Origin of the sequence: Paenibacillus sp. ACRSA (genome assembly GCF_022346845.1) — a bacterium.
Classification (GTDB): Bacteria; Bacillota; Bacilli; order Paenibacillales; family Paenibacillaceae; genus Paenibacillus.
The window spans coordinates 302,207-328,994 of record NZ_JAKRNP010000001.1 but is presented as its reverse complement, the minus strand read 5'-3'; the positions used below and the strand labels follow the sequence as shown (position 1 = coordinate 328,994).

General features: G+C 43.7%; 31 protein-coding genes. 25 read left to right on the top strand and 6 right to left on the bottom strand.

The features are described 5' to 3' along the window. The first annotated feature begins 126 nt into the window (after positions 1-126). The 3 genes from MH215_RS01555 (at position 127) to MH215_RS01545 (ending at position 3,044) form a co-directional block, all read left to right on the top strand. Entirely contained in the window at positions 127-1,164 is a 1,038-nt protein-coding gene (locus MH215_RS01555; protein ID WP_056696569.1) for an NAD(P)/FAD-dependent oxidoreductase, read from the top strand. A gap of 229 nt (positions 1,165-1,393) precedes the next feature. Beyond that, positions 1,394-2,038, top strand: a complete 645-nt coding sequence (locus MH215_RS01550) for a hypothetical protein (RefSeq protein ID WP_239287219.1) — start codon at positions 1,394-1,396, stop codon at positions 2,036-2,038. Positions 2,039-2,567: 529 nt separating this feature from the next. Beyond that, positions 2,568-3,044, top strand: a complete 477-nt coding sequence (locus MH215_RS01545) for a hypothetical protein (RefSeq protein WP_017687614.1) — start codon at positions 2,568-2,570, stop codon at positions 3,042-3,044. Positions 3,045-3,227: 183 nt separating this feature from the next. Here MH215_RS01545 and MH215_RS01540 read toward each other — a convergent pair whose 3' ends face one another. Next, positions 3,228-3,821 carry a thymidine kinase gene (locus tag MH215_RS01540; RefSeq protein WP_156395444.1) on the bottom strand — a complete coding sequence of 198 codons (594 nt, stop codon included), beginning with the start codon at positions 3,819-3,821 and terminating at the stop codon, positions 3,228-3,230. 230 nt (positions 3,822-4,051) lie between these two features. Between MH215_RS01540 and MH215_RS01535 the strand changes: the two genes are divergently transcribed. Beyond that, positions 4,052-4,264: a hypothetical protein gene (locus MH215_RS01535; RefSeq protein ID WP_239287217.1), complete on the top strand. Its 213-nt coding sequence runs from the start codon at positions 4,052-4,054 to the stop codon at positions 4,262-4,264. A gap of 8 nt (positions 4,265-4,272) precedes the next feature. Here MH215_RS01535 and MH215_RS01530 read toward each other — a convergent pair whose 3' ends face one another. Then, entirely contained in the window at positions 4,273-4,620 is a 348-nt protein-coding gene (locus MH215_RS01530) for a potassium channel family protein (RefSeq protein ID WP_056696576.1), read from the bottom strand. Positions 4,621-4,768: 148 nt separating this feature from the next. Further along, positions 4,769-5,086 (bottom strand): DUF2627 domain-containing protein, encoded by a 318-nt coding sequence (locus MH215_RS01525; RefSeq protein ID WP_056696578.1) that lies wholly within the window; start codon positions 5,084-5,086, stop codon positions 4,769-4,771. A gap of 245 nt (positions 5,087-5,331) precedes the next feature. Here MH215_RS01525 and lpdA point away from each other — a divergent pair, with 245 nt between their 5' ends. From lpdA to lipB, 5 genes are all read left to right on the top strand, one after another. Next, positions 5,332-6,756, top strand: a complete 1,425-nt coding sequence (gene lpdA / locus MH215_RS01520; RefSeq protein WP_239287215.1) for a dihydrolipoyl dehydrogenase — start codon at positions 5,332-5,334, stop codon at positions 6,754-6,756. A 138-nt stretch (positions 6,757-6,894) separates the two neighbouring features. Then, positions 6,895-7,923, top strand: coding sequence for a thiamine pyrophosphate-dependent dehydrogenase E1 component subunit alpha (locus MH215_RS01515; protein WP_239287213.1), 1,029 nt, complete (start codon positions 6,895-6,897; stop codon positions 7,921-7,923). 2 nt (positions 7,924-7,925) lie between these two features. Then, positions 7,926-8,912, top strand: a complete 987-nt coding sequence (locus tag MH215_RS01510) for an alpha-ketoacid dehydrogenase subunit beta (protein WP_056696583.1) — start codon at positions 7,926-7,928, stop codon at positions 8,910-8,912. 176 nt (positions 8,913-9,088) lie between these two features. Beyond that, a complete protein-coding gene (locus tag MH215_RS01505; RefSeq protein ID WP_239287211.1) occupies positions 9,089-10,546 on the top strand; it encodes a dihydrolipoamide acetyltransferase family protein in 1,458 nt (485 codons plus the stop codon). Positions 10,547-10,716: 170 nt separating this feature from the next. Further along, a complete protein-coding gene (gene lipB / locus MH215_RS01500) occupies positions 10,717-11,424 on the top strand; it encodes a lipoyl(octanoyl) transferase LipB (protein WP_239287209.1) in 708 nt (235 codons plus the stop codon). Between the two features lie 24 nt (positions 11,425-11,448). Here lipB and prli42 read toward each other — a convergent pair whose 3' ends face one another. Continuing rightward, a complete protein-coding gene (gene prli42 / locus MH215_RS01495) occupies positions 11,449-11,550 on the bottom strand; it encodes a stressosome-associated protein Prli42 (protein WP_128102605.1) in 102 nt (33 codons plus the stop codon). Between the two features lie 82 nt (positions 11,551-11,632). On the opposite strand from prli42, the gene MH215_RS01490 reads away from it, so the two are divergent. Beyond that, entirely contained in the window at positions 11,633-12,769 is a 1,137-nt protein-coding gene (locus MH215_RS01490) for a M20/M25/M40 family metallo-hydrolase (protein ID WP_239287207.1), read from the top strand. A gap of 123 nt (positions 12,770-12,892) precedes the next feature. On the opposite strand, the gene MH215_RS01485 is transcribed toward MH215_RS01490, so the two are convergent. Further along, positions 12,893-13,027: a Z-ring formation inhibitor MciZ gene (locus tag MH215_RS01485; protein WP_239287205.1), complete on the bottom strand. Its 135-nt coding sequence runs from the start codon at positions 13,025-13,027 to the stop codon at positions 12,893-12,895. A 140-nt stretch (positions 13,028-13,167) separates the two neighbouring features. Here MH215_RS01485 and MH215_RS01480 point away from each other — a divergent pair, with 140 nt between their 5' ends. From MH215_RS01480 to MH215_RS01415, 14 genes are all read left to right on the top strand, one after another. Continuing rightward, positions 13,168-13,752, top strand: coding sequence for an NUDIX hydrolase (locus MH215_RS01480; RefSeq protein ID WP_239287203.1), 585 nt, complete (start codon positions 13,168-13,170; stop codon positions 13,750-13,752). A 2-nt stretch (positions 13,753-13,754) separates the two neighbouring features. Beyond that, positions 13,755-14,978, top strand: coding sequence for an endonuclease Q family protein (locus tag MH215_RS01475; RefSeq protein WP_239287201.1), 1,224 nt, complete (start codon positions 13,755-13,757; stop codon positions 14,976-14,978). Between the two features lie 165 nt (positions 14,979-15,143). After that, positions 15,144-15,773, top strand: coding sequence for a stage II sporulation protein M (gene spoIIM, locus MH215_RS01470; protein WP_056696594.1), 630 nt, complete (start codon positions 15,144-15,146; stop codon positions 15,771-15,773). A gap of 108 nt (positions 15,774-15,881) precedes the next feature. Continuing rightward, entirely contained in the window at positions 15,882-16,349 is a 468-nt protein-coding gene (gene fur / locus MH215_RS01465; RefSeq protein ID WP_024630961.1) for a ferric iron uptake transcriptional regulator, read from the top strand. A gap of 210 nt (positions 16,350-16,559) precedes the next feature. Next, positions 16,560-16,802, top strand: coding sequence for a DUF4227 family protein (locus tag MH215_RS01460; protein ID WP_056696595.1), 243 nt, complete (start codon positions 16,560-16,562; stop codon positions 16,800-16,802). Between the two features lie 73 nt (positions 16,803-16,875). After that, positions 16,876-17,766 carry a tyrosine recombinase gene (locus tag MH215_RS01455; protein ID WP_239287199.1) on the top strand — a complete coding sequence of 297 codons (891 nt, stop codon included), beginning with the start codon at positions 16,876-16,878 and terminating at the stop codon, positions 17,764-17,766. A 174-nt stretch (positions 17,767-17,940) separates the two neighbouring features. Next, the gene (locus MH215_RS01450; RefSeq protein ID WP_239287197.1) at positions 17,941-18,765 is read left to right on the top strand and encodes a purine-nucleoside phosphorylase; all 825 of its coding nucleotides are present in this window, start codon (positions 17,941-17,943) and stop codon (positions 18,763-18,765) included. Positions 18,766-19,066: 301 nt separating this feature from the next. After that, positions 19,067-20,242: a D-alanyl-D-alanine carboxypeptidase family protein gene (locus MH215_RS01445; RefSeq protein WP_145045256.1), complete on the top strand. Its 1,176-nt coding sequence runs from the start codon at positions 19,067-19,069 to the stop codon at positions 20,240-20,242. Between the two features lie 142 nt (positions 20,243-20,384). Beyond that, positions 20,385-20,738: an anti-sigma F factor antagonist gene (spoIIAA, locus tag MH215_RS01440; RefSeq protein WP_036663380.1), complete on the top strand. Its 354-nt coding sequence runs from the start codon at positions 20,385-20,387 to the stop codon at positions 20,736-20,738. Then, positions 20,735-21,190: an anti-sigma F factor gene (spoIIAB, locus tag MH215_RS01435; RefSeq protein ID WP_239287195.1), complete on the top strand. Its 456-nt coding sequence runs from the start codon at positions 20,735-20,737 to the stop codon at positions 21,188-21,190. Before spoIIAA ends, spoIIAB begins: the two co-directional genes overlap by 4 nt. An 11-nt stretch (positions 21,191-21,201) precedes the next feature. Beyond that, on the top strand, positions 21,202-21,957 hold the full coding sequence (sigF, locus tag MH215_RS01430) for an RNA polymerase sporulation sigma factor SigF (RefSeq protein WP_056696605.1): 756 nt from the start codon (positions 21,202-21,204) through the stop codon (positions 21,955-21,957). Positions 21,958-22,273: 316 nt separating this feature from the next. Next, positions 22,274-22,579, top strand: a complete 306-nt coding sequence (locus tag MH215_RS01425; protein ID WP_239287194.1) for a hypothetical protein — start codon at positions 22,274-22,276, stop codon at positions 22,577-22,579. Positions 22,580-23,106: 527 nt separating this feature from the next. After that, the gene (locus MH215_RS01420) at positions 23,107-23,643 is read left to right on the top strand and encodes a hypothetical protein (protein WP_239287192.1); all 537 of its coding nucleotides are present in this window, start codon (positions 23,107-23,109) and stop codon (positions 23,641-23,643) included. Between the two features lie 239 nt (positions 23,644-23,882). Beyond that, a complete protein-coding gene (locus MH215_RS01415; RefSeq protein ID WP_239287190.1) occupies positions 23,883-24,419 on the top strand; it encodes a hypothetical protein in 537 nt (178 codons plus the stop codon). Between the two features lie 197 nt (positions 24,420-24,616). On the opposite strand, the gene MH215_RS01410 is transcribed toward MH215_RS01415, so the two are convergent. Next, on the bottom strand, positions 24,617-25,561 hold the full coding sequence (locus tag MH215_RS01410; RefSeq protein WP_239287188.1) for an EamA family transporter: 945 nt from the start codon (positions 25,559-25,561) through the stop codon (positions 24,617-24,619). A gap of 115 nt (positions 25,562-25,676) precedes the next feature. On the opposite strand from MH215_RS01410, the gene MH215_RS01405 reads away from it, so the two are divergent. Beyond that, on the top strand, positions 25,677-26,591 hold the full coding sequence (locus MH215_RS01405) for an AraC family transcriptional regulator (RefSeq protein ID WP_239287186.1): 915 nt from the start codon (positions 25,677-25,679) through the stop codon (positions 26,589-26,591). Positions 26,592-26,788: the final 197 nt, after the last annotated feature.

Below are 26,788 nucleotides of genomic sequence, written 5' to 3'. Positions count from 1 at the left end.
ACAAAAAATGTTTGTTAATTATCCATTGTAATTTGATAAGTTTCCCATTACACTAGGTATTGAATGATAATGAGAATCGATATCAAATGGTCGCGTGTTATGGATCGAAATAACGGAGGTAACGTAATGGACCAACCATTGGAATTGTATGATGTAACAATTATTGGCGGAGGCCCAGCCGGGATGTACTCTGCATTTTATAGCGGTATGCGTGACATGAAGACCAAATTAATTGAGGCTCGGGATCAACTTGGAGGACGCATGTTGTTTTATCCTGAGAAGATGATCTGGGATGTGGGCGGTGTTACACCTACATTATGTGCTGATCTGATTAAGCAGTTAGAACAACAGGCTAGAACGTTTGAGCCAACCCTGGTGTTTGAGCAACAGATTGAAGGGTTTGAGCGTCAGCCAGATGGAACTATTATTTTGACTTCCTCCACAGGGGAAAAGCATTGGACTAGAACCGTCATTATGGCCATTGGTTATGGCATCTACAAGATGGCTAAGCTTGAGATTGAAGGTGCTGATCGATTTGAGGTGACTAACCTTCATTATACCGTACAGGAATTGGAACCTTTCCGTGGTAAAAAAGTATTAATCTCTGGCGGGGGAGATTCCGCTGTCGATTGGGCAAACGAGCTTGAACCACTGGCTGAACAGGTGACCGTCGTGCATCGCCGTGAGCGGTTTGGTGGATTGGAGCGTAACGTCCTGCGTATGAAGGAATCTTCGGTGGATGTGCGTACTCCTTATGCTGTGGAAACATTGCATAGTACGAATGGTGAAGTTATTGAGCAAGTAACCATTTCTCACATTGAATCTGGTGAAAGTGAATTGCTCGATGTGGATGCCATTATTGTTAACCACGGTATGAAGAGTGATTTTGGTCCTATCCGTGATTGGGGCTTAGATCTTGGTGAATGGCATGTGAGCGTATCCGAGAAGTTACATACGAATATTCCCGGAGTGTTTGCCGCAGGGGATTTTGTAAACTATGGCAGTAAGCTGCATCTCATTGCAGGTACATTTACGGACGCAGCACTTGCAGTAAATAGTGCGAAGCTGTATATGGATCCAGAGGCTGATAAAGTAGCTTACGTATCTTCCCATAACAGCAGATTTAAAGAGAAAAACAAAGCTCTTGGCGTTACAGAAGAGTAAATGGATTGGATCGAATATGTGGATTTTGAATAAATAAGTCTTCAAAAAAGGAAGCGGCTTTGGGATAAACCCAGAGCTGCTTTTTTACATGGGAATTGTATGAATCTCCCTGATCTGTACATTCTATATAAGCAGTCTAATTGATCGGTTATGCTCCACTGTCTATAATAAGCTTTAGAGAGCGTAACAGCTTGATAAACCAACTCAATCATTGTGGAGGCAGACATTAATGAAGAACGTGATTCGACGTGCATCCACCCAGATCGTACAGTGGCTTAACTTATTAAGGAAAAAGAAAATAAAAGGCTCTGTTATTTATTTGGCGTTAGCAGGTGCATTGCATCGATTGTTGGTGGAACGGAGACGTGAACGTACCGCTGCAAGACGACTGCAGCAGGATCGGCCGATTGCTGATATACGTGAGATTATGCTGGAACCAGGAGACATCGTATATACGCCGAGCTCAGAGTCCACATATTATGCAGGACATATGGGTATTATTGGGCTCGACGGTAAGATATATCATGTGCATCCTTATGGACCTGTATTTGCAGATACGATGGAGTGGTATTTAAATCGGTTTTATGCAGGGGATCGTTTTATTGTTTTTCGTTCTCGGATGAATATGGCAGGTCTAAGAGCTGCAGAATGGGTGCAAGAGTACTATCCACAAGTCAAACTGTATCGTTTACAGACGAATCTGCGTAGCATTGAACGCAATTACTGCTCCAAATTTATATATCAGGCTTATCAGTTTACATCTGGCCTTGATCTATGGGGGAGAAAGTTCAAACGATTGAACATGGGGTATATCTATCCTTTTCGTATTGAAAGATCATCTGCACTTGAAGTACTAGGTACGTATTATAAATAAAGTAACATAACCGACGCAGCTTTTCTTTTTGATGTTAAGAGAAGAGACATGTTTTGTCGGTTTTTTTATATGTATAGCGATAATAAAAACAGGAAATATAATAAAAACGTCGAATAGTTTATGAGATAGCCATGCACAACTTGGTTACGTATACATAAGAGCATAATTGCACAGCCTCAAGAAACAATTCGGAAGAAGTAGACATTAAGGAAGAGTAAGAGAGATGGAGTGATTTGGCTTTTTATGCAGATCCAGATAGTCTCAAAACGCAGTAAAATGATTGAATTAAACTACCCAAGTAGAGAGGAGGTACTTCTGCTCGCTGTACCAGAAAAAAGGTTAAAATTATTGTTTTTTATGAAGACCCACAGGGAAAAGTTGCAGGTGTATGCAGTTCCTGTAAAACGACCCCTGATTGTAAGGAAATGGTTCCCATTTAATTCAAAAAGATGCGCTAAGGAAATAACATTACTTTGATTTATGCGCGTTTTTGTAGTACATTAGCAAATGTATTCGAAGGAGGATTCTAATGTACTCAGGTAGACAAGACGATACTTTATACATCATGACCTACACCTTAAACAGCGGTATCAAGGGTACGGTTCCACTGTCTAACAAGCAAATTATTGAGTGGCTGGATTGCTACAGAAATGAGAAACGCTTCGTGACTGAGATCGGCAAAGAGTTCTTTGGATTAAACGCTGGTCTTGTGGCAGACTTTAAGGTTCAGAATCATTTATCCGATTATCAACAGACGATTATGCCTACACAGCAACAGGATAACCTGGAACGTTTGTCCAGTGCTTATAAATCAACCGAATTATTGATGAAGATTGATTGCAAATGTGGCACGGCTTACGTGACAGAATCTCCTTACAAGCGTACGAAGTGGTATTGCACGAAGTGTAAAGAGATTGTATTTCTGGATGCCAAAAAAGGAATGGTGGAAACGTCTCGAGGTGACGCTTACTACATGACCAACAAATATTTTGTCTCTCGCGATTAGCGAGATTCATCTGTGGAAGCATCGCCAGTGAGCGGTGCTTTTTTTTGTTCTGCTACACGTGAAATTGGGAGGATAATTGGGCAGGACGGTAGAAAAAAAAAGCCCCTAAGGGCTTTGGGAATATATTAGGTTTCAGGAGTAGCAGAACTCGCTGTTAAAAAACCTATATAAATGCAATGGATCCTAACACTCTACCTTATGCGGCGGGATGAAGCAGCTCCGGCAACGTGGCTCATAGGCTTCCGAATCCCCAATCATCACTACGGGGCCAAGGGTTACGGGCTCTCCGTTTACAATTCGCTGCGTAAAAGCAGCGTCGGGGCTTCCACATACTGCGCAGAATGCAGAGAGCTTCTCGATGTCATCAGCCATCGCAAGTAGACCGCCGATATATCCAAACTCTTTGCCGCGGTAATCCATATTAAGTCCATCCACAATGACATGTTTACCGCAATAAGCGAGTTCTGAGACAAGCTCCATAATAGCGCTACTGAAAAATTGAACTTCATCAAATGCAACGACATCTGCATCTTTCGTTTGAGTTATGATCGTCTCCACCAGTTCGTTCGTCAATTGACGGGGAATGGAGTGTGCAGTCAGTCGATAGCCGATCCGGCTAACAATTTCGTCTTGAGCGAAGCGGTCATCTTCAGCGGGTTTATAGGCAACCACCTTTTTACGTCCAAATTGGCTTAACTTTTGGCAGCGGCGAATAAGTTCCCCTGATTTTTCACTAAACATAGGTCCTGTAATAACGGTTATACGTCCTGTTGGCACGATGCTGCTACTCCTCTCACATACAGAATTAACGAACAGCATTCTGCAAAAATATAATCCTATTATTGAAGTTTGCAAAATGCTGACAAAAAAAGCGACCATTACAGAGTACCACAAAATCTTTGTTCAGAGCCAGAACTAATCCTAGCAGCTTTGTGTTACTATATGGAATGTGAAGTGGTTGGCGACGGCAGGTCACCATCCAGTAACGAAAGAGAGAGGTGTTACAATTGAGTGAAGTTTTAACTGAGTTACAGGCGAGATATAATCGCTTGATGGAACAAGTAGTATTGGATGAGACAACGCAGATCTTAATTGCTGATTTATTGTCAGAATTAGAGAAGCTGCAGACGAGCAATGTAGCTTTGCGTCGCACAATTCTTAAATCTTCTTCCAAAGAATCACGCATGTCGACAAAACTTAGGGATGCGTTATACGAATAACCCGGAGACTACTCCGGGTTCTCTTCTGTCTTCTTTTTGCGAGGAAATAGAATACCTGCTGTAATTTTGGCAATCATGGCGAAGGTAAGACCAATACCTGCAAACATGTAGATCACGGTGAACGCTTTACTGAAACCTGTGGACGGCACGAATTCAGGATGTCCTACCGTGGTTAAAGTTACGGCGCAGAAGTAGAGCGCATCTATCCAGTGTAAACCCTCTACACGGCTGTAAAATATAGTGCCTGAAAGTAAGGTAGCCAATGTCAGTGTGAAAAGAGCGATAAACTGCGAGTCTTTAAAGGCGTGGAAAATTCCTTTCAGCAGTCGTTTGAGTGTAAGTAAAAAAGAAATCACGTATATTTCATCCTATCTGTATTAAATGTGAAACAGGGTCTCCAGACGATCCCTGTGGCATAATATCAATGCAAGTGGCTGAATCCATCTCATAACGTACTATAAAGTCGATTTGGCTATATGTAAATACACAGACAAAAAGCCCGGCTTATGAAGTCCCTCCGGGCGTCTCAGTCGCTTCAGGTGTGCTTTTGGAACGAAAACGAGGGCCAACATAATTTCTCTTGCGGTCACGAAACAGAATCCAGCCTCCGAGAAAGCTCATACCTGCTGCAAATAGGACAAGTCCGCCGCCAAAGGACAGCCACTGGAATCCTGGTGAGATCTGCTCATTACCGTGTTCGGCGTAAAAGAGGAAAAGCGCATCTTTCATCATTAGAAAACCCTTCATCGCCATCAATCCGGGTATAACCAGAACCATAATAGCCAAGAAACGCGCAAAGACAAGCCTTGTATTCATCATCATAACCCTTTCTGCCTTATATCGACGTTAAATAAAGGTTGCGCTTACAGGTGATGTCTAATTCCATCATAGCTTGGTTTCGTTGAGCTGTCCATGGCGTTAAGGGGAAACTTTGAGTTGCTAGGTGAAGGAGAGTACAATGGAGTATAGCAGATTATAGCTACAACATAAGAATGATTTAACGAAATTGTATTATTACTCATACAACATGATCGAAATTATTATAACAATAGAGGAGAACAGATAAGATGCCTATTACATGTGATGTTGCCATTCTTGGAGGAGGAACCGGGGGATATGTTGCTGCTATTCGAGCGGCTCAGCTTGGTAAGCAAGTGGTGATTATTGAAAAGGACAAGCTTGGAGGAACCTGCCTGCATCGTGGCTGTATTCCTAGCAAGGCATTGCTCAGAAGTGCGGAAGTATACGCTGAAATTCAAGAGAGCGAAACCTATGGCATAGAAACAACCGGCGCAACGCTTGTATTCCCGAAAGTGCAAGCACGTAAAGATGCGATTGTTGAGCAATTACATCAAGGTGTCCAGTATTTAATGAAAAAGAATAAAATTCAAGTTGTACACGCCAACGGGCGCGTAATCGGACCATCTATCTTCTCCCCGCAAAGTGGAGCGGTTGCTGTCGAGTTTGAAGATGGTGAAATGGACACCGTTGTACCGACCAACCTTATTATTGCTACAGGTTCCCGTCCACGTGTATTGCCTGGTCTGGAGCCGGATGGTCAGTACATTATGAGTAGTGACGAGGCATTGCGGATGGATGAGCTTCCTGCTTCCCTCATTATTGTAGGTGGCGGCGTAATCGGACTAGAATGGGCTTCCATGCTGAATGACTTTGGCGTTGAAATCACGGTGGTGGAAGCGGCCGAACATGTACTTCCAGCAGAGGATGAAGACGTCGCGAAGGAAATGCAACGATTGCTCGGCAAACGTGGTGTTCGTTTCCTCACAGGAAGCAAGATCCTAACAGAAACGTATAGCGCACAGAAGGACGGGATCCAGGTCGATGTTGAGCTGGGAAATAACAAGCAAGAGACATTAACAGCAGAGAAAATGCTCGTATCTGTGGGAAGACAGGCGAATGTTGAGAATATTGGACTGGAGAACACAGATATCAAGTTGGAGCGAGGATTCATTGCGGTGAACAAGCATCTGCAAACTGGTGAAGGACATATCTATGCGATTGGTGATTGTATCGGTGGATTGCAACTGGCACATGCCGCAAGTCATGAAGGCATCCTCGCTGTGAATCATATCGCGGGCGAGCAGGTTCACGCGGTAGAATCTCACCGGATACCACGCTGTGTCTATACACGTCCTGAGGCGGCAAGCATCGGATTTACGGAGAATGAAGCGAAAGAGCGTGGATATGAAGTGAAGACAGGTAAGTTTCCATTTCAAGCAATTGGTAAATCACTCGTCCAGGGTAGCCGGGATGGATTCGTGAAGGTGATTGCTGACGTCAAGACGAATGATATATTGGGTGTACATATGATTGGAACCCATGTGACGGAACTTATTGCCGAGGCTTCTTTGGCACAAATGCTTGATGCTACACCATGGGAAGTTGGACAGACGATCCACCCTCACCCGACATTGTCGGAGATTATGGGTGAAGCGATGCTGGCGGTAGATGGAAAAGCCATTGGCATGTAACTTAGATGAGTTATGAGAAAGGTCCTTTCCTTTTTTGGGCAAAAGGGATTATAATAAGGTTAAGCCAAGTCTTAGTACCAGGTTATAAGATCGGGTGGTAAGACTGGCATAGGCTCTGATTAAAAGGAGGTACCTCATATGAGTTCACAAGGTACTGCAGACGCGGTTCACCGGCATCAACAGCTTGGACTTAGCGATGGAGAAGTATTAGACATGTACAAATATATGCTGCTTGCACGAAAGTTCGACGAGCGTTGCTTGTTGCTTCAGCGGGCCGGCAAAATTAACTTTCACGTATCTGGTGTAGGTCAGGAAGCTGCGCAAGTGGGTGCTGCTTTTGGTTTGGATCGGAATAACGATTATTATTTACCTTATTACCGCGATTACGGATTCGTACTAGCAGTAGGCATGACTCCGCGTGAGTTAATGTTGTCTGCCTTTGCCAAAGCAGAGGATCCGAACAGTGGTGGCCGGCAGATGCCAGGTCACTTCGGTCACAAAAAGCTGCGGATTGTTACAGGCTCCAGCCCAGTGACAACACAGGTTCCACATGCCGTAGGTTTCGCACTCGCAGCCAAAATGAAGAAGAAGGAATTTGTTTCTTTTGTTACCTTTGGTGAAGGATCAAGTAACCAGGGAGACTTCCATGAGGGTGCTAACTTTGCAGGTGTGCATAAGTTACCTGTAATTATCATGTGTGAAAACAACCAATATGCCATTTCGGTACCGATTCACAAGCAGCTTAGTGGTAAAGTTTCGGATCGTGCGTTGGGTTATGGCTTCCCAGGTATTCGTGTGGATGGTAACGATGCATTAGAAGTATATGCTGCTGTTAAGGAAGCACGTCGTCGTGCAATCGCTGGCGAAGGACCTACCCTTATTGAAGCGATGATGTACCGTTTGTCACCGCACTCTACTTCTGATAACGATTTGGCTTACCGAACGAAGGAAGAAGTGGATGAGAACTGGAAAAAGGACGGCGTCCCACGCATGAAAAATTATTTGATCGACTGCGGCATCTGGGATGAAGCCCGGGATGCGGATCTGGCTTCCCAGCTCGCGCTGGAATTGAAGGAAGCGACTGAGTATGCAGACAACGCGCCATATCCAAAACCTGAGGATACTCTGACGCACGTATATGCGGACAGCGAAGAAGGGGGACGGTAAACATGGCGGTTATGGAATATATTGATGCAATCCGTCTTGCGATGAAGGAAGAGATGGAGCGAGACGAGAATGTATTTGTGCTCGGGGAAGACGTTGGAGTAAAAGGCGGCGTATTCACAACGACCAAAGGACTACAAGAACAGTTTGGCGACATGCGAGTAATGGACACACCGTTGTCTGAGTCGGCAATTGCTGGTGTAGCCATTGGTGCGGCAATGTATGGCATGAAGCCGATTGCTGAGATGCAATATTCGGATTTCATGTTGCCGGCAACGAACCAGATCATCAGCGAAGCAGCCAAAATCCGCTATCGCTCTAACAATGACTGGAGTTGTCCTATTGTCATCCGCGCACCAATCGGCGGCGGTATTTTTGGTGGACTGTATCACTCCCAGTGTCCAGAATCAATCTTTTTTGGTACGCCAGGATTGAAAATTGTAGCTCCTTATTCGGCATATGATGCCAAAGGGCTACTCAAGGCGGCTGTTCGTGATCCAGACCCTGTACTCTTTTTTGAGAACAAAAAATGTTACAAACTGATCAAGGAAGATGTGCCAGAGGATGATTACATTGTTCCTATCGGCAAAGCCAACGTGCTTCGCGAAGGTGCGGATATTACGGTGATTGGATACAGTCAACCTTTGCACTTTGTTATGCAGGCTGCGGAAGAACTCGAGCGTGAAGAAGGAATTACAGCCCACGTTCTTGACTTGCGTACATTACAACCGCTTGATCGTGAAGCTATTATTGCATCCGCAAGATTGACGGGCAAAGTGCTGATTGTGCACGAAGATAACAAAACAGGCGGCGTCGGTGCCGAAGTTGCTGCCATTATTAGCGAAGAATGCCTGTTTGAACTTGATGCTCCGATTCAGCGCTTGTGCGGTCCAGATGTTCCGGCTATGCCAATTAGCCCAACCTTGGAGAAGTTTTATATGCTGAGCAAGGATAAAGCGAAGGAAGCTATGCGCACACTCGCCGAGTATTAATGGTCTAGAGAGGTTGTTTAAAGGTACTGAATAACGATCTCTCTGAACATGAACGTATAGATTTGTTTTTCAAGAACGTTGTATGAAATTGTTCTGAAGTATAACTGCTTCCCAAGTTCATGTTATGCTACAATTTCCATATGAGGTTAAATGTAAAGTTTGGAGTGATAAAACCAATGAGTATGAAATGGATCGAGGTCATAATGCCACAACTGGCGGAATCGCTGGTCTCGGCTACCATAGCAAAATGGTTGAAAAAACCGGGCGATCAAGTGGAGCAGTACGAACCGATCTGTGAAGTCATTACTGATAAAGTGAATGCTGAGATTCCATCGACTGTTGATGGAATCATGGGTGATCTTCTCGTAGAGGAAGGCACGACTATTGCTGTAGGTGAAGTCATTTGCCGGATGCAAGTTGAAGCATCTGAACAAGACGTGGCTACACAAGAGACGCAGGCTTCGCAGGATCTACATCAAGAGCCAGCTCGTCAACAGCAAGCTTCGGTTCAATCGGCGATTACAAATGCTGGCGGTGCAATTACACATGATCCGAATCAGCCGATGCGTAACCGCTATTCCCCAGCAGTACAAACACTGGCAGCGGAGCACGGTTTGAATTTACAGAGCATCCAAGGTACAGGTGCGGGTGGACGTATTACACGTAAAGACGTACTGGCAGTCATTGCACAAGGCGGACAAGGAGCATCTACGCAGGCTACACCATCGACTGGGCAGAATGCTTCCGCTGGGGTATCAGCTGCTTCGCCATCACCGTTTAGTGGACTGAATCGGAATGATACTCAAGTCTCTAGTGCTGCTTCAGGTGCAGCTGTTCAGGCTGCTGATGCTGGCATTCCAGTCAGACATTCGGGCATTCACCTGACCGAAAGTCCGAAAATTCCGCAAATTGAAGTGGAAGGCGGCGGACAGGGAAGATCAGAATACTTTATTGATGTTACCCCTGTACGAAATGCAATCGCTCGTAATATGCGGCAAAGTGTATCGGAAATCCCTCATGCCTGGACCATGATTGAGGTAGATGTTACTAATCTGGTTATGTTGCGTAACAAACTCAAGGATGAATTCAAGCGCAAAGAAGGCATCAATCTGACGTACTTATCATTCATGATGAAAGGTGTCGTAAATGCAATTAAGGACTACCCAATTATGAACTCTGTTTGGGCCGTCGATAAAATTATTGTGAAACGCGACATTAACCTATCTATGGCTGTGGGTACAGAAGATTCCGTCTTGACGCCTGTAATTAAACATGCAGATCAGCGTAATATCGCAGGTCTGGCTCGTGAGATTGATGACTTGGCACGGAAAACCCGAGAAGGAACGTTGAAGCTTGATCATATGCAAGGTGGAACGTTCACAGTGAACAATACCGGCTCGTTTGGTTCAATCCTATCTCAACCGATCATCAATTATCCACAAGCGGCTATTCTGACATTTGAATCTATTGTCAAAAAGCCAGTCGTTATTAACGATATGATTGCAGTTCGCTCCATGGCGAATCTCTGTCTGTCCCTAGATCATCGTATTCTGGATGGTGTAATCAGCGGGCGATTCTTGCAACGGGTCAAAGAGAATCTCGAAGGTTATAACATGGAGACCAAAGTATATTAAGTTTTTGTTGATATGCTGTAACTAAATATTCCGAATAGAAACATCGATGTTAGATGTGAAAAGAAGGGTTATGGAGAAGTGTATGGCCGTAGGCCGTGCACTTTTCCCGCTGTATATGGTTGGGCGCTCATGAATAAATTGCACATTGAAGGAAAAGGGTGTGGGAGATCATGAACAAGCCTATGGATGTGGCATACATACCAATGCTTGATTATGAAGAGGCTTGGAACCGGCAAAAAGCGATTGTGCAGCAACTTGATGAAGGCGTCGGAGTGGAACAACTACTTTTGCTTCAGCATCCACCTACGTATACGATTGGTTCTCAAAATCATCCTGAGCATCTGCTTTTAAGTGAGGAGCAATTACGAGAGCAAGGAATCTCCGTGTTTCAAATTGACCGCGGCGGTGATATTACTTATCATGGCCCGGGTCAGCTTGTGGGTTATCCTTTGCTTGTGCTCGGACGAGATGAAGATCTCGATTTACATGCCTATCTGCGCAGATTAGAACAGGTCATCATTGATTATTTAGCAGATCAAGGTGTTGAAGCAGGGCGCAAAGAAGGGTATACAGGAGTCTGGGTCGGGGATATGAAGATCGCTGCAATCGGTGTAAAGTTCAATCGTTGTAAGACGAGGAGAGGTTTTGTAACAAGCCATGGGTTTGCTTTTAATGTTACGTCAGGGATTCAGCATGAAGGATTCCAAGGTATTGTCCCTTGTGGCATTGAGCAATATGGGGTGACCTCACTAGAGGATATGACAGGACAAACCTACGAGATACAGCGGGTTGCGCAAGATATCGTCCCCTATTTCAGCAGGCTGTTCTCCTATGAGATGAATTGGATCTCAGAAAAAGAAGCCCTTCACCGTCTGTAATGGAGACAGTTCAAGACTTCATGTTTAACCGAATAATAATGGTTCGAGAGCAATGAATAGGGTGGAGCCAACCATGGCGATTAGCATGATGTAGACAATGATGCGAAACCATTTTTTTCTTTGCATGATGAGCGAACTCCTTTCAACCAAGAAATAAAAAACCACAGTAATGTTATTGTACCGTATCCACGTAAGGGAGGAAAGTCCTATGATTAATCAAAAGCGTGTTGTAGATCATTTTATGGAACTTGTACAGATTGATAGTGAGACGAAGAACGAACATAATATCTCTAAGGTGTTAAAAGAACAGTTCGCGGCTCTTGGTCTCAGCGTATATGAGGACAATACAATGGAGAAAACGGGGCATGGTGCCGGTAATCTTGTTGTTACATGGGAAGCAGAAGGCACGCAAGGGGTAACCCCAATGTTTTTCACTTGCCATATGGATACTGTCACACCTGGGCAAGGCATTAAGCCTGAACTAGGTGAAGATGGCTGGATTCGCAGTGATGGAACAACGATTCTGGGTGCAGACGATAAGGCTGGTATTGCTGCATTATTCGAAGCGATTCGTGCGATTCAGGAGAACAACGTGCCGCATGGCAAGATTCAGTTTGTTATCACAGTTGGCGAAGAGTCAGGACTTGTTGGAGCGCGTGCCATGAATCCTGATGATATCCAAGCTGAGTTCGGATATGCACTTGATTCCAATGGAGCAGTCGGTACGATCTGTGTTGCTGCACCCGCGAGAGCCGAGATTCAAATGAACATTTACGGTAAGTCTGCACACGCTGGTGTGAATCCGGAAGACGGTATTAGTGCGATTCAGGTAGCTGCCAAAGCGATTGCTGCAATGAAGCTTGGACGTATTGATGATGAGACAACTGCGAATATCGGGAAATTCCAAGGCGGTTCTGCCTTGAATGTCGTATGTGATTTTGTTCAGATTGAAGCAGAAGCGCGTAGTATTGTTCAAGAAAAAGTAGAACTGCAAGTTTCGCAGATGCGTGAAGCGCTGGAGACAACATGTCGCAAATACGGAGCAACGGCTGAATTCCGCAGTGAGATTCTATATCCTGCATTTGGATTCCATGATGAGCATGAGGTCGTTCAGCTTGCACAGCGTGCTATTCGCAGCGTAGGTCTTGAAACGAGTACATTCCCTTCTGGTGGCGGTAGTGATGCCAACATCTTCAACGGTTTCAATATTCCTACAGCGAATCTCGCCGTGGGATATGAAGATATTCATACGACGAAAGAACGCATTCGTGCGCAGGATATCGCGAAGTTGTCCGAAATTGTTGTCGCTATTATTAAAGAAACGGCATCGACGAGTACGAAGTAGGAGAGCCTAGAAAATAAGTTGAAGTTGAAGTTGTAGTTGTAGTGAAAAGTCCGAAAACGGGTTATGTACCGGATTCGGACTTTTTGCAAAATCATGTTATATTTCATGCATACGGATTAGAACTTATTTGCGGCCAGCGAGAAGGTCTGTTAGTTTGGCATCTGGACCCCATTCACGCAACCACTGTCTAAGGATAAGTTGTACTTCTTTTGCTTGTCCCACCAAATGTACGGATTGCGGCGTCAGATAACTGTTCATTGGTATCCCCCTGATTGATCATAATAGGCTAGCTTGCTCTATACGCTCACCATATGCCAAAAATCGAAGATTTATACATCTATATTCTTATATGAATTACAGAGGACAAATTTAAAATCAAAGAAGCGGAGTTGACAACCATGAATCCTACGCATTCTAAACACCAAACACATCCAGCCAATCCTAAATTAGACGAAGAAACAGTATCAACACAGCCCATTTTTGAAGGGAAAGTGATTACACTTCAGGTTGATACGGTGAAGCTGCCTAATGGACAGACAGCAACCCGAGAAATCGTTCGCCATCCAGGAGCTGTAGCTGTGCTTGCATTGAATGGTGACCGGATGTTGGTCGTAGATCAATACCGGCAAGCTATGGGACGAACCGAAGTGGAGATTCCAGCAGGCAAGCTTGATCCAGGAGAAGAGCCAGAAGTTGCAGCTGCGCGTGAGTTGCGCGAGGAGACAGGGTATGTGGCTAAATCACTTCGACTTGTACGTTCTTTCTACACGTCGCCTGGATTCGCAGATGAGATCATACATTTGTATATTGCTGAAGAATTGGAAGCCGGAGATATGGCTCTGGATGAGGATGAATTCTTAGAGGTTAGTGAAATTACGCTGGAAGAGGCTTACGCTTTAATGGATCAGAATCGGATTAGTGATGCCAAAACGATGTTAGCGGTGTACGCATGGGATCTGTACAGAACAACAGGACGGCTATAACAATGAATGATCAGCAGCAAGACGTACGTAATCTGTGGGAGCCATGTTATGCAGACTTGCACATTCATATTGGGCGAACCTCCCGTGGTGAAGCTGTAAAGATTAGTGGGAGTCGGGATCTGACGTTTGCAAACATCGCTCGTGAAGCATCAGATCGCAAAGGTATCCAGTTACTTGGCGTTATTGATTCTCATTCACCTGTTGTGCAGATGGATATTGAGCAGTTACTGGAGGACGGCACAATGTCTGAGCTGGAAGGTGGAGGGATCGCTTATCAGGACACCACTATTTTGCTCGGCACAGAGATTGAACTGCGGGAGCCAGGCATGCGGGAGTTTCATCTGCTTGCTTATTTTCGAGATTTAGCGTCGATGAAGTCGTTTACTGCTTTTATGCAGCGTTATATGAAAAATGTGAATTTAAGTTCACAGCGTGTATACGTGCCAACACTTGAGATACAGTCGGAAATTAAGGCTCGTGGAGGACTTATTGTGCCTGCGCATGCATTTACCCCGCATAAAGGTATCTATGGAAGTACAGCACCACGGATGGCTGATGTGCTTGATACGAGTCTTATTGATGCCGTTGAACTTGGATTAAGCTCAGACTCTACGATGGCCAGTTATATTCGGGAACTGGATCACGTTCCTTTTCTAACGAATTCAGATGCTCATTCACTAGGTAAGATTGGTAGAGAATACAATGAATTAACACTAGCGACGCCTTCTTTTGATGAATTTCGAATGGCACTGCAAAACGAGGGTGGTAGAGGCATAACCGCTAACTATGGATTGAACCCTAGGCTTGGCAAGTATCATCGAACGTATTGTTCAGCATGTGGTCGTATATTGGATGAGCGGGCATTATCGGCAGAACGTTGTCCACATTGTGGCAGTACCAAGCTTGTTCAGGGCGTACTTGACCGAATTCTTGCGATAGCTGATCGAGATAATCCCGAGGTACCTGACAGTAGACCTACCTATCATTATCAGGTGCCATTAGAGTTTATTCCGGGTCTTGGAAAAGCGAAGCTGCGTCAATTACTTGAACGATTTGGTACAGAGATGAATGTGCTGCATCGTACGAGCGAAGACGAACTTGCCACTGTTGTTGGCCCTGTGATGGCGGCTATGATCGTTGCAGCAAGGAATGGTCAGTTAGCTCTGTCCTCTGGTGGCGGTGGAACTTATGGTAAAGTTGCTGGGAATGACCGTGTAGATCACTAATGGAGCTAGAAAACTTTCACAATAAAAAAAATGAATTAGTCTTCAATTGTGGATCACACCTATTCTGGACAAGATGTCATACGTTCTCTTTCCGGTTCATAGAATGACTGTGTGGGTTTCATTCGAAATTCAGCAGCGTGACAACCGGAAAGGAGACTTGTGTCTGTGCGATCTTCCACCTTTATATTCAAAGGTCAAACCTCGTTATATGTATTTGTGGCGGTCCTGTTCCTGGTAGGTGTTATCTTTGGGGCGTTGATGGTTAATGCGTTGTCCCTAGAGCAACGTCAGGATTTGGAAGGATACCTAGGAAACTTTTTCATGACAGTGCAGCATGGGGGACAGGTTGTAGAGACAGGCACCTACTGGGAAATTGCTATACTGCATCTGAAATGGGTCGGTCTGATCTGGATCCTTGGTTTGTCCGTTATAGGACTACCAGGCATACTCGTACTGGATTTTCTAAAAGGTGTGCTGATCGGATTTACTGTCGGATATCTTGTTGGACAATATTCATGGAAAGGGCTGCTGTTTGCACTTGTTTCCGTTGCTCCGCACAATTTATTCGTCATTCCCGTGTTATTAATCTGCAGTGTATCTGCGATAACTTTTTCCTTATATATCATTCGGAATCGGGTTTTGATGCAACGTACTCCCGGTGGTCAAAGACCTTTTGCATCGTATGTATTGTTAACTTTGGCAATGGCAGCACTGCTGCTCGGGGTAGCTTCTTTTGAAACTTGGGTCACACCAGCGATGATGCGTTGGGTCACGCCAATGTTACTACCTGCATAGGTTCAGGCAGTAAAGTGTAAATTGTTGACTTTAATTATACACTCCCCCTATAATGAAAGAAGTGGGTTAAGTTGCAGTGTGCAGTGATTTCCTAGGGGGAGGGAGAAAATGGAAGCACGGATCGATAAAATTAAGCAGCAACTACAGTCCCAAGGATACAAATTAACGCCCCAGCGGGAAGCCACCGTAAGAGTACTTCTTGAGAATGAAGAAGATCATCTGAGCGCAGAAGACGTATTCATGCTCGTTAAGGAAAAGGCTCCCGAAATCGGTCTGGCAACCGTGTACCGTACCCTCGAACTACTAAGTGAGCTGCATGTTGTAGAGAAAATCAACTTCGGCGACGGCGTAGCCCGTTATGATTTGCGCGGAGATACGTCCAAGCATCATCATCATCACTTAATCTGTGTTCAATGTGGTAGTATGGATGAAATACGCGAAGACTGGCTTGGGCCGCTTGAAGAGCGACTGGAGCGAGAATTTAACTTTTCGGTGGTAGACCACCGATTGGATTTCCATGGGATTTGTTATCGTTGCAAAGCAAAAAATGACCAGAAACCCAAAGATGAAGAATAACATAGCATATCTTCAAGCTCTCACCGGCGGTTTTGACGGGAGAGCTTTTTTGGTACCGGATCTGATGTAAGCTTTACCCAATGTCATACTCTTGTGTTTGTCCTCATACCTTGTCTATAGACGCTTCTCTGCGCATTCATTTGGTGCAGGGAATGAGGTTCCGGCTTCGTAGAACTGGAGCTAGGATCGAGACTAGGAGGCGGACAAACGATGATCATATCACTACGGAGAGGGCTCCGTTTTATTCGTTTTATAATCTTTTTTTCAGCATTAGTTTATTTGTTCTATAATGTTCTGGATCTGTTCAACGGCTGGATCTCACCTGTAGATCAGTATCAGATTCCTTCAGGTAATGCGGTCAAAGTATTTCAGGAAACGGATTGGACAGTTCATGGAGAAGGGCGACCTTCACTTGCCGAACGGCTACGTTTGTTCTACTGGTATGGGGAGTAGTTGGAGCATCTAGGAATGCAAATACGGTAACAGGCTGCACGCGGGGCAGTTCTGGAGATGAGGAGCGTTGTACATGAAACAGACGATACACGCCTATGCCATTTACTTGGAAGAAGACAAAGGGATGTCAAGCAGCACACTGGAGTCGTATCTTCGCGATGTGGACAAGTTCATCGAATTTGCAGAGAAAGAATATGATATACGTGATGCCGGTCAGGTGCGGCGTACGCACGTTATTTTATTTGTAGGTAAGTTAAAGCAGTCCGGGCGCGCTAATGCTACGATTGCTCGGAGTATTGTATCCTTACGTTCCTACTTTCATTTTCTAATGCGTAGGGGAGATATTCTTCAAGACCCTACATTTGATGTGGAGGCTCCTAAGGCAGATAAAACCCCACCTCAAGTATTGACCATCGATGAAATTGAGTTGCTGCTTAATGCACCGGATACGCGTTCACCCCAAGGAATTCGGGATCGTGCGATGCTGGAGTTATTGTATGCCACAGGCATTCGTGTCTCAGAATTGATTGCACTGGATGTCCGAGATGTTCAGCCGAGTATGAAGTTTATCCGTTGCGGCGGGGCAGGGAAAGAACGGATTCTTCCGATCGGTGCTCCTGCAGCTCATTGGATCGATGTGTATCTGGATGAGAAACGCAGCCGATTGCTCAAAGCAAGTTCGGACGAGCAGGCGCTCTTTGTCAATGTCTCGGGGAGACGTCTGACACGCCAAGGATTCTGGAAATTACTCAAAAAAGCTGCGGTGGATGCAGGAATACCAGGCGAAATTACGCCACATACGTTAAGGCACTCGTTTGCTGCTCACCTTATTGCTAGCGGAGCCGACACAAGAGCCGTTCAGGACATGTTAGGTCATGTTGAACAGCCAGGTCAGCAGTATGGTAATCATGGTCGTAAAACGATGAAGGAAATCTACGAAACACATCATCCACGAGCTAAATAGGTTGGACGTGAATGTTTTTGCAAAAAAATGCAGAACATGTTGCCTATTTAGGATAGAATAAATTGAATACACTAAACGCCGTATACATAAGCATATGCTTCCGTCTAGTGGGACTAGCCTGGAGCTGATCTGCATACATGAACGGATCGTTTCAACTCAAGGAGGAACATCGTAATGACAGCATTAACTCAACACATGATTTTGGAAGCAGCATCTTATATTCAAAGCAAAAGCCCCGTTAAGCCTGAAGTAGGCTTGATTCTTGGCTCAGGTCTTGGCATTTTGGCTGAACTCATTGAAGATGGTGTGAGTATCGCTTATCAAGACATTCCCCATTTCCCTGTATCTACGGTAGAAGGACATGAGGGTGAGCTGCTGGTTGGAACAATCAAAGGTCGTCCTGTTGTCATGATGAAAGGACGTTTCCATATGTATGAGGGCTACGGTCCGGAGCTTACTGCTTTTCCGGTTCGTGTCATGAAAGAACTTGGAGTTACATCGGTACTTGTAACGAACGCAGCAGGTGGAGTAAACACATCGTACGAACCAGGTGACTTGATGTTGATCTCCGACCATCTGAATCTTACAGGCAAAAACCCACTCATCGGTCCTAATGATTCAGCACTGGGTGTGCGTTTCCCGGATCTGTCTGAAGCTTATAGTCGCCGCTTGCGTGCGTTGGCGAAAGATACCGCAGCATCCCAAGGGTTCAATGTACGTGAGGGTGTCTATGCAGGTCTGCTTGGTCCAAACTATGAGACACCAGCTGAGATTGTTATGCTCCGTACTCTGGGTGCAGATGCTGTCGGTATGTCCACTGTGTCCGAAGTTATTGTGGCTCGCCATGCAGGTCTGGAAGTACTCGGTATCTCTTGTATCAGCAACATGGCAGCGGGTATTCTGGATCAACCGCTCTCCCATGATGAGGTTATGGAGACAACAGAGCGGGTGCGTGAGTCTTTCCTTGCGCTGGTTGTAGCCGTTATTCCACAAATGTAACAGATTACAGAGCCGGGTTAGTAATCTAACCATATAACTGGGCTACTGAAGACCAGAAGGATAGTCCCTTCCTAGACTTACAGCTCCATAGGATACTATTGCATTTTGAAGAGACATGCCTCTATCACATTCAGTGAGTAGGGGCATGTTTTTTTGCGTTTCTGTTCGACGATACATTTTACAAAAAAAATTTCGGAAAATCATGCTTTGCATGGAATAATTTACTGTAAACGAACCGACAATGATTAGCAGTACATGCATGGAAATGCATTAAGCAAGTCATTTGAGGAGGTTTCCGATCGTGAAGAAACGTATAATGGCATCGTTCATGACCCTTTGTATTTTGCTGTCTCTGATGGCATCCACAGCACTTGCTGAAGAAAAACCTACCCCAACAGGTGGAACGGATTTGGCACCTTCAGCACGTTCAGCAATATTGATGGATGCAGACACAGGAACTGTGATCTACGAGAAAAACAGTCATGATCAACTGCCTCCGGCAAGTATTACGAAGATTATGACCATGCTTTTAACGATTGAAGCGATTGATTCAGGTAAGTTGAAGCTGACCGACAAAGTGAGAACAAGTGAGTATGCTGCTTCTATGGGTGGATCACAGATCTTCCTTGAACCGGGTGAAGAGATGACAGTAGACGATATGCTCAAAGGGATCGCTATGGCCTCAGGGAATGATGCGTCTGTAGCTATGGCTGAGAAAATTGCCGGCTCTGAGGAAGCTTTTGTACAGATGATGAACGAACGTGCAAAAGAGCTGGGCATGAAGGATACCAATTTTGCCAATTGTAATGGGCTCCCGGTTGATAATCATTATTCGTCGGCACATGATATTGCGCTCATGAGTAGGGAATTACTGAAACATTCGGGCATTACCAAATATACTGGCGCATATCAGGACTACCTTCGGAAAGATACGGAGAAGCCTTTCTGGTTAGTGAATACCAATAAGCTCGTTCGTTTCTACACAGGTGCAGATGGTTTAAAAACAGGTTACACTTCGGAAGCGAAATTCTGTTTATCAGCAACAGCGATGAAGGATGGATTGCGTACAGTTGCTGTTGTGCTGGGAGAACCAAACACGAAAACACGTAATGCTGAGGTTTCCTCCATGTTCGACTATGCCTTTAGTCAATACACGATGAAACCTTTATACAAAGCAGGCGATCTGCTCGGTAGTCTGAAAGTTGAAAAAGGCGAGGTTGCCGAATTGCCACTGAACGCTACGCAAAATTATAGTGTGCTCATGCGCAAAGGTGCCAAGTCGAACGATATTCGACATGAATTGTTGATGACAAAAGAATTGAAAGCTCCGATTAAAGCAGGTCAAAGTGTAGGTAAGCTCGTGGTTTATCAGGGTGATGAGGTTATTAAGGAGTTCGACATTCAGGCTCCGCAGGATGTAAACAAAGCAGGCTGGTGGAAGCTGTTCAAACGCACCACTTCCAATCTTTTTGATTAAGCGTCAATTTACGTGTGCTACCTACATCCTTGAACGTATTTTGTAGTTAATTAGGGGTTTTCTTCTAGTTTTGTCGGGGTGCAGGAAATGCTTTGGGCAACGTAGAAATCCTTGTTCAAGACAGGGAGGAGAGTGAGCAAACGTGAACTTGCATGTGGAAATGGAACATCACCGTGGGATTCTGATTGTGCGACTATCGGGAGAACTGGATCATCACACTGCGGATATGGTACGGATGCAGATGGATGAAGCGATCCAGCGGAGACAATGCGAGCACTTGGTGCTCAGCCTGAAGGATCTGCAATTTATGGACAGCTCAGGCTTGGGTGTCATTTTGGGAAGATATAAGCTCATTAAGAATAAAGGCGGTAAGATGGTTGTATGTGATGTTAATCCGCCAGTATACCGTTTGCTGGAGATGTCGGGTTTGTTCAAGATTATGCCGATTTACGAAAATGAGGGAACTGCTCTCTCGGGTCTGGAGGTCGTCTCATGAATGAAGGAACAGGGAGAAATTTCATGAATCTGCAATTCGCGGCCAAGTCGGAGAACGAATCGTTCGCGCGTGTAACGGTTGCGGCCTTTATCTCGCAGCTTGATCCTACGATGGACGAGCTCAGCGATCTGAAGACGGTTATTTCCGAAGCGGTAACCAACAGTATTATTCATGGGTATAACAATAACCCAGAAGGGGTTGTATCCATTCAGGCGGAGATTCGTGAAGACATGATTACGATCATCGTGGAAGATTGTGGCGAAGGTATTGAAGACCTGGAGCTTGCCAAGCAGCCGCTATATACATCCAAACCCGAACTTGAGCGCTCGGGTATGGGCTTTACCATTATGGAAAACTTCATGGATGAATTCGAAGTCAGCAGTGAGCCCGGCAGAGGCACCTCCATCAAGATGAAGAAGAGGATTGAATCCAAGAAAGCATTGTATAATTAGGGGTTGGTCTTATGGATGCTGAAGTGAAACCATCTTCACAGACCTATTTGGATGATGCCGAGGTCAAACGATTGATTGCGCTCAGTCAATCGGGTGACCATGATGCACGAGACACGCTGGTAAACTGCAACATCAGACTTGTCTGGTCTGTTGTACAGCGTTTTATGAACAGAGGCTATGAACCAGAGGATCTGTTCCAAATCGGCTGTATCGGACTACTCAAGTCGGTGGACAAATTCGATCTCAGCTATGATGTGAAATTTTCGACCTATGCTGTACCGATGATAATCGGAGAAATCCAGCGTTTCCTACGTGACGACGGCACACTAAAGGTCAGTCGCTCACTTAAGGAGATGGCGAATAAAGTTCGCAAAAAAAGAGATGAATTGTCCAAACATCTTGATCGTCTGCCAACGATTAAGGAAGTGGCTGAACAACTGGGGGTGACTCCAGAGGAAGTTGTATTTGCTCAAGAAGCCAACAAACCGCCTACGTCGATCCATGAGACGGTGTTCGAGAACGATGGTGATCCAATTACGCTAATGGATCAGATTGCTGACGAATCACAGGAACGTTGGTTTGACAAACTGGCATTGAACGAAGCTATTGGTGGTCTGAGTGAACGAGAACGACTAATCGTATACCTTCGTTATTACCGGGATCAGACACAATCTGAGGTTGCAAGCAGACTTGGAATATCACAGGTTCAGGTATCCCGTCTGGAGAAAAAAATTCTACAATCCATTCGTGACCAGATCGCACAGTGATTGGTGATTGAATGACTTACATGGTGATGTGAAACGTGGTTTATCACCAATATACGACAACTAACAACCTTCTTTCGCGCGATGTAATGCGAGGAAGGTTATTTGTCGTTGATAAGGTTGTTTCATTATTATTTTTGTAATATAATTACATGTAAAATATATGAATAAATGGTAAATGTTAAGGTTTTAAATTAGTGTCTTTTTCTTTTATTATAAATTTATAGTAATTACACCAATTTATTCTTTTTCTGCTGATGATACAGCACAAGATGATATCTATCCTGCAGATTCTAGAGAAGAGAACATCAAGAATCTTATGTCTGAAAGAGCGCTGTTACAATTTAAATTAAATGATCTTCAGGAGAATAATAACAACGATAGCAATACTACTGAACTTTCTATTCCAAGTGATCTAAAGAAAATTAAAGAGTATAAGAAATTAAGCACTAAAATCGAACAGATCGATAATCAACTTTACGATTTAGGTGTAAGAGATTTATCTGAGGATGAGTTAGCTGAGAAGTTAAAGTTGTCAGATGAAGGTGCATTGGCAGTGGTTCCAGGTGGTTATGGCAATGTTAACTGGCAAACCTATAGATCTATTTGGGTAAAAATTCAGTAAGATATGAAGTTCAACATATCGTTGCTAGCCCAGCAGGGACAGCTTCAAGTAGCATAAGTCAAAGTGGAACAGTAGTACAGACAACGAATGGGGGAATTAGAGCTGCTGCAACAGGTCTTGTAAAATCTACAGCGAAAGAAGGACAATCTGACATTTCTCAAGTTTTATCTTTTAGGTCTTCAGAAGTATTCGGTGCCGTTTCGTGGAGTATAAGAAACGTAGGGTATAAAAAGGGTACGAATATTGTGACTTCATCTCATTTCATAACAGATAGTAGACAGTACCACTATACTCCTTCGAATCACGGAATTGGTTCAAACGCGGTTACAGCATATTTAAACCCTGGATCAGCCAGTACGGCTTTTGTAAGTAATGTAGATTTCACTGGCATTGATGGGAAGGTTTTTAAATCAGTTTCTTTACCTCGATTTAGTTTTCCTTCTCAAATTCAGGATAAATAATTTTAGAAATTTATTTTGAACATTCCTAGCATAACATAACAACGGCATGTCGAAAGGGCGATGTTCATGAAAAGAAGAATTATTTTAGGTTGTGTAGCATTAGTACTAGTCTTCATGATCCTGTTTGTATGGTTGTATCCATTCCCTCAAAAAATGAACAGGCAGAGTGATGTTGTCGTTTTAAACGAAGACCATGTTGTACTTGGGAACACGACGTTAGTTATGGAGGGTACTGTACACCGACCTTTATTCAGAGAGCATTACTTTGAGGGGAAGATCGAGCTTTCAGATCTGGATTTTACCAGAGAATACAGAATGTTTCCGCTCTACCCGGTTCAAGAAGGTAATATTTTTAGTTCATTCATTACGTATTCTGGTTCATCGCAACAATTGGAGAGCGTGACGGGTGTTATGTTTCACGATGACTCATTCTTGAAATTAAACTTATTTCTGAAAGAAGCCCCTTACAAAGGAACGACACATAATTTGATTCAGATTGTTTCTCCAGCTTCTGATCTCATGACTGCCGAGAAGATTGTGAACGAATTAAAACTAGGTTTTCCAGATATGCCGGATGCCAAGAAATTACTTCCTCCGCAATGAGATTACGAAATTACGTGTTGAATTAAAACAGGCGATAGAATTTGTATCGCCTGTTTATCATGGTAATACTATATTCTATAGTGAATGTTCACAACCGGCTTGTAACTGATTTGTCGTACATATGTTGTGAACTCCAATCGAGCCTAAATCTAGCATGCTGATGTGGTGATAATGTAGAAGGAAGGTTTTTGCTCTTACACGGAGTAGATATGATGCTAGTGTACAACAAGGAGAAACTTATGTTCAAAAGGAAAATGATCATTTCGCTTTTTGTAGTGTTGCTTGCTAGTATGACGGGAATTTTAATTCTATTGTTTGCTAATCCATTCTCTAAAGAGATCAACCTGAGTAAAGAAGCTTTCATTTTGATTACAGATGAATCTGTTGAATCCTCAACAACTATTAATATTAGAGGAACCGTACACAATCCACTTCTTAAAGCATCTTATTTCGAAGGTGAGATTGAGATTGAAAGTTTGGATTCTACAATGAATAACTCAGTGGTCATGTTGGTTCAGGAAAAAGTGAAAGGATTAAACTACTCTTCATTTTTTTATGGTCAAACTTTTGATCAAGGTAACGTATTAATGTTTTTTACAGACGATTTTTCGGAAATAAACTTGCTTATGAGAGATGTCAAGATAAGCAATAATACAATTGATTTCATTCAAGTTGTAGCGCCAGCTTCGGATGAAGTTTCAGCACAATCTGTATTTGAACGTATGCAAGCGTTATATCCTGATATACCGTCTTTGAAGGATTTAGACAACCTATAAAAAGAGTAAGTGCACTGTTTAGAACAAGCCGGAAAGTCTGCAGCGGCTTGTTTTTTTGTACTTCAAACCAAAATGGTGATATTAATGCAGGTAACTTCTGTTCATCATCCTTTTGTTCAATAGTTAATAGATTTGGTGAGAAAGTAAGGTTTTGGACAGCTATCTTTCGAGCTTTCAAAAGTTAGCATAATGGAAGTTTATGCAGGGGAGTCGAGAGGTGCTTCCTTTCCTTTATTCATTTGCATCAAAATCACAAGGGTAACAATACATGCTGTACCTAGCCATTGAAATAGTCCAAAAGGTTCCTGAAGCCATATGACCGTTGTAGCAACTGCGGCAAGTGGTTCTGCACTTCCCAGTAAGCTGGTTTCTTTAGCGGAGAGACTTTGCAAACTTTCGACGTAAAACCAGAAAGCGATCATGGTTCCAAAAATAATAGTAAATATAAGATATGCGTACGCTTCAAGGGGTACGCTCGCAAATTCAAATTCCCATGGAGAATGAATGAAACTAAGGGCAGTACCGCCTATAATCATAGCCCAACCGACAATGACTAATGAATCGAACTGTCGAATTAATTTTGCAGCATACAAAGTATAAAAGGCAGCGGAAACACCAGATAAAAGCCCCCAAATGATAGCGATAAAGGGTACGGATAACTGGGAAATGGAACCATTAGTTAACAGGAGATAACAGCCGCCAAGAGCTAGACTAATGGATATCAGATCTTTGGAGCCCAGTACCGCCTGTTTCCGCCAGATTAGGTAGAGCATGATCATAACCGGGGACAGATATTGCAAAAGAGTAGCTACTGCAGAATTACCATGTTGAATGGAGGCCATGTACGTATACTGTACAGAGAGCATTCCGAACAAACCAAAAATAATTAATTGGATAGCTGTAGCCTTGTTTCTCCATACGTCTAGAATTTGTGAGCGCTTAGGTCTGAAATATTGAACGGTTAGAAGCAGAATGCCTGCAATTAACAATCGAACAGTAACAAACCAGTTGACCTCAATGCCATAATGCTGAAACAGCTTTTGTGATACGGTTCCGCCCACTCCCCAACAGATCGCTCCGGTCAAAACCAACAATAATCCTCTTTTTCTCGAATTAAAATGTGCAAATGATTTTTTACTCATGTAATAACACCTTCGTCCTAAAATATAAGAATAGTGTTATATTAGAATGGAATAGTATATATTGATATCAATATTAGATAGAAAAATATAAATATATTGAGGATGAATGGTGAGCATGGTAGATAAAACGGAATTTCATATCGATCAAAATCTGAAGGAACTGACGGAGCATCGGACCGTTTCGTTGCCAATCGCTTGTTATGAAACGACAATTATTCATAATGTACATGGTCATATACCACTTCACTGGCATGATGAGCTACAGTTTGTTTTTGTGATGCAGGGGGAGGTACTCTTTCGAGTAAATCAGGAGGAGATTGGTGTGCCCGAAGGCAATGGAATATTTATCAATAGTGGTTCCATGCATATGGCGGAGGACATTGGAGAGGGGAATGTGTGCAAATATATCTGTTTGAATCTTAGTCCGCAATTTATTCTGCCAGCAGAGCTATATATGAAATTTGTACACCCGTATGTTACGGCGACCAATGTGCCCTATTTGATGATCCCAGGGGACCAGAGCTGGGGATTGAATATTCTTGAAGCCATGCAAGCTATTAAGCAGAACCTGCGAACTCAGCCTGTACATTATGAAATAGATGTCTCTGCTCAACTACTCACCATCTGGAAACAATTTATTTCAAACGGATGTTTACTGGAGTACGATCCGAACGAGGTTACACGCAATCAGCGCATGAAAGGTATGCTGGAATGGATTCATCTGCATTATGCTGAACCGGTCAAGCTAGAGGATATTGCAAAGGCAGGACAACTAAGTCGCTCAGAAACCTGTCGTTACTTTAAACAAATATTAAGAACAACGCCGATTCATTATGTGATGGATTATCGAATTCAGAAGAGTCTAGAATTACTTCAGCTTCCCGAAATGAGTATAACTGAGATCGCATATCAGGTTGGATTTAATAGCACAAGCTATTTCATTAATCAATTCGGTAAAATAATGAACACGACCCCTTTGAAATTCAGAAGGGAGATGGAGTTAAAGAGTCGAGTAGAGATGAATGGTTAACTGTAATTCTAGGTCTGGTTGTTGGTGCAGTGCTCTTCCTTACAAAGGTTTACGCTCAGGGTTAACACATTTTATGTCTACTCCATATAAGAAAATGTATAAGTAGCATTCTAAAATTCGTCGCCAATAGGGTGACTTTTTTTGTTTTTAGCCTGTGTCTCCGAATTTCTAACCGATTAGAAATACATGATAAGAAT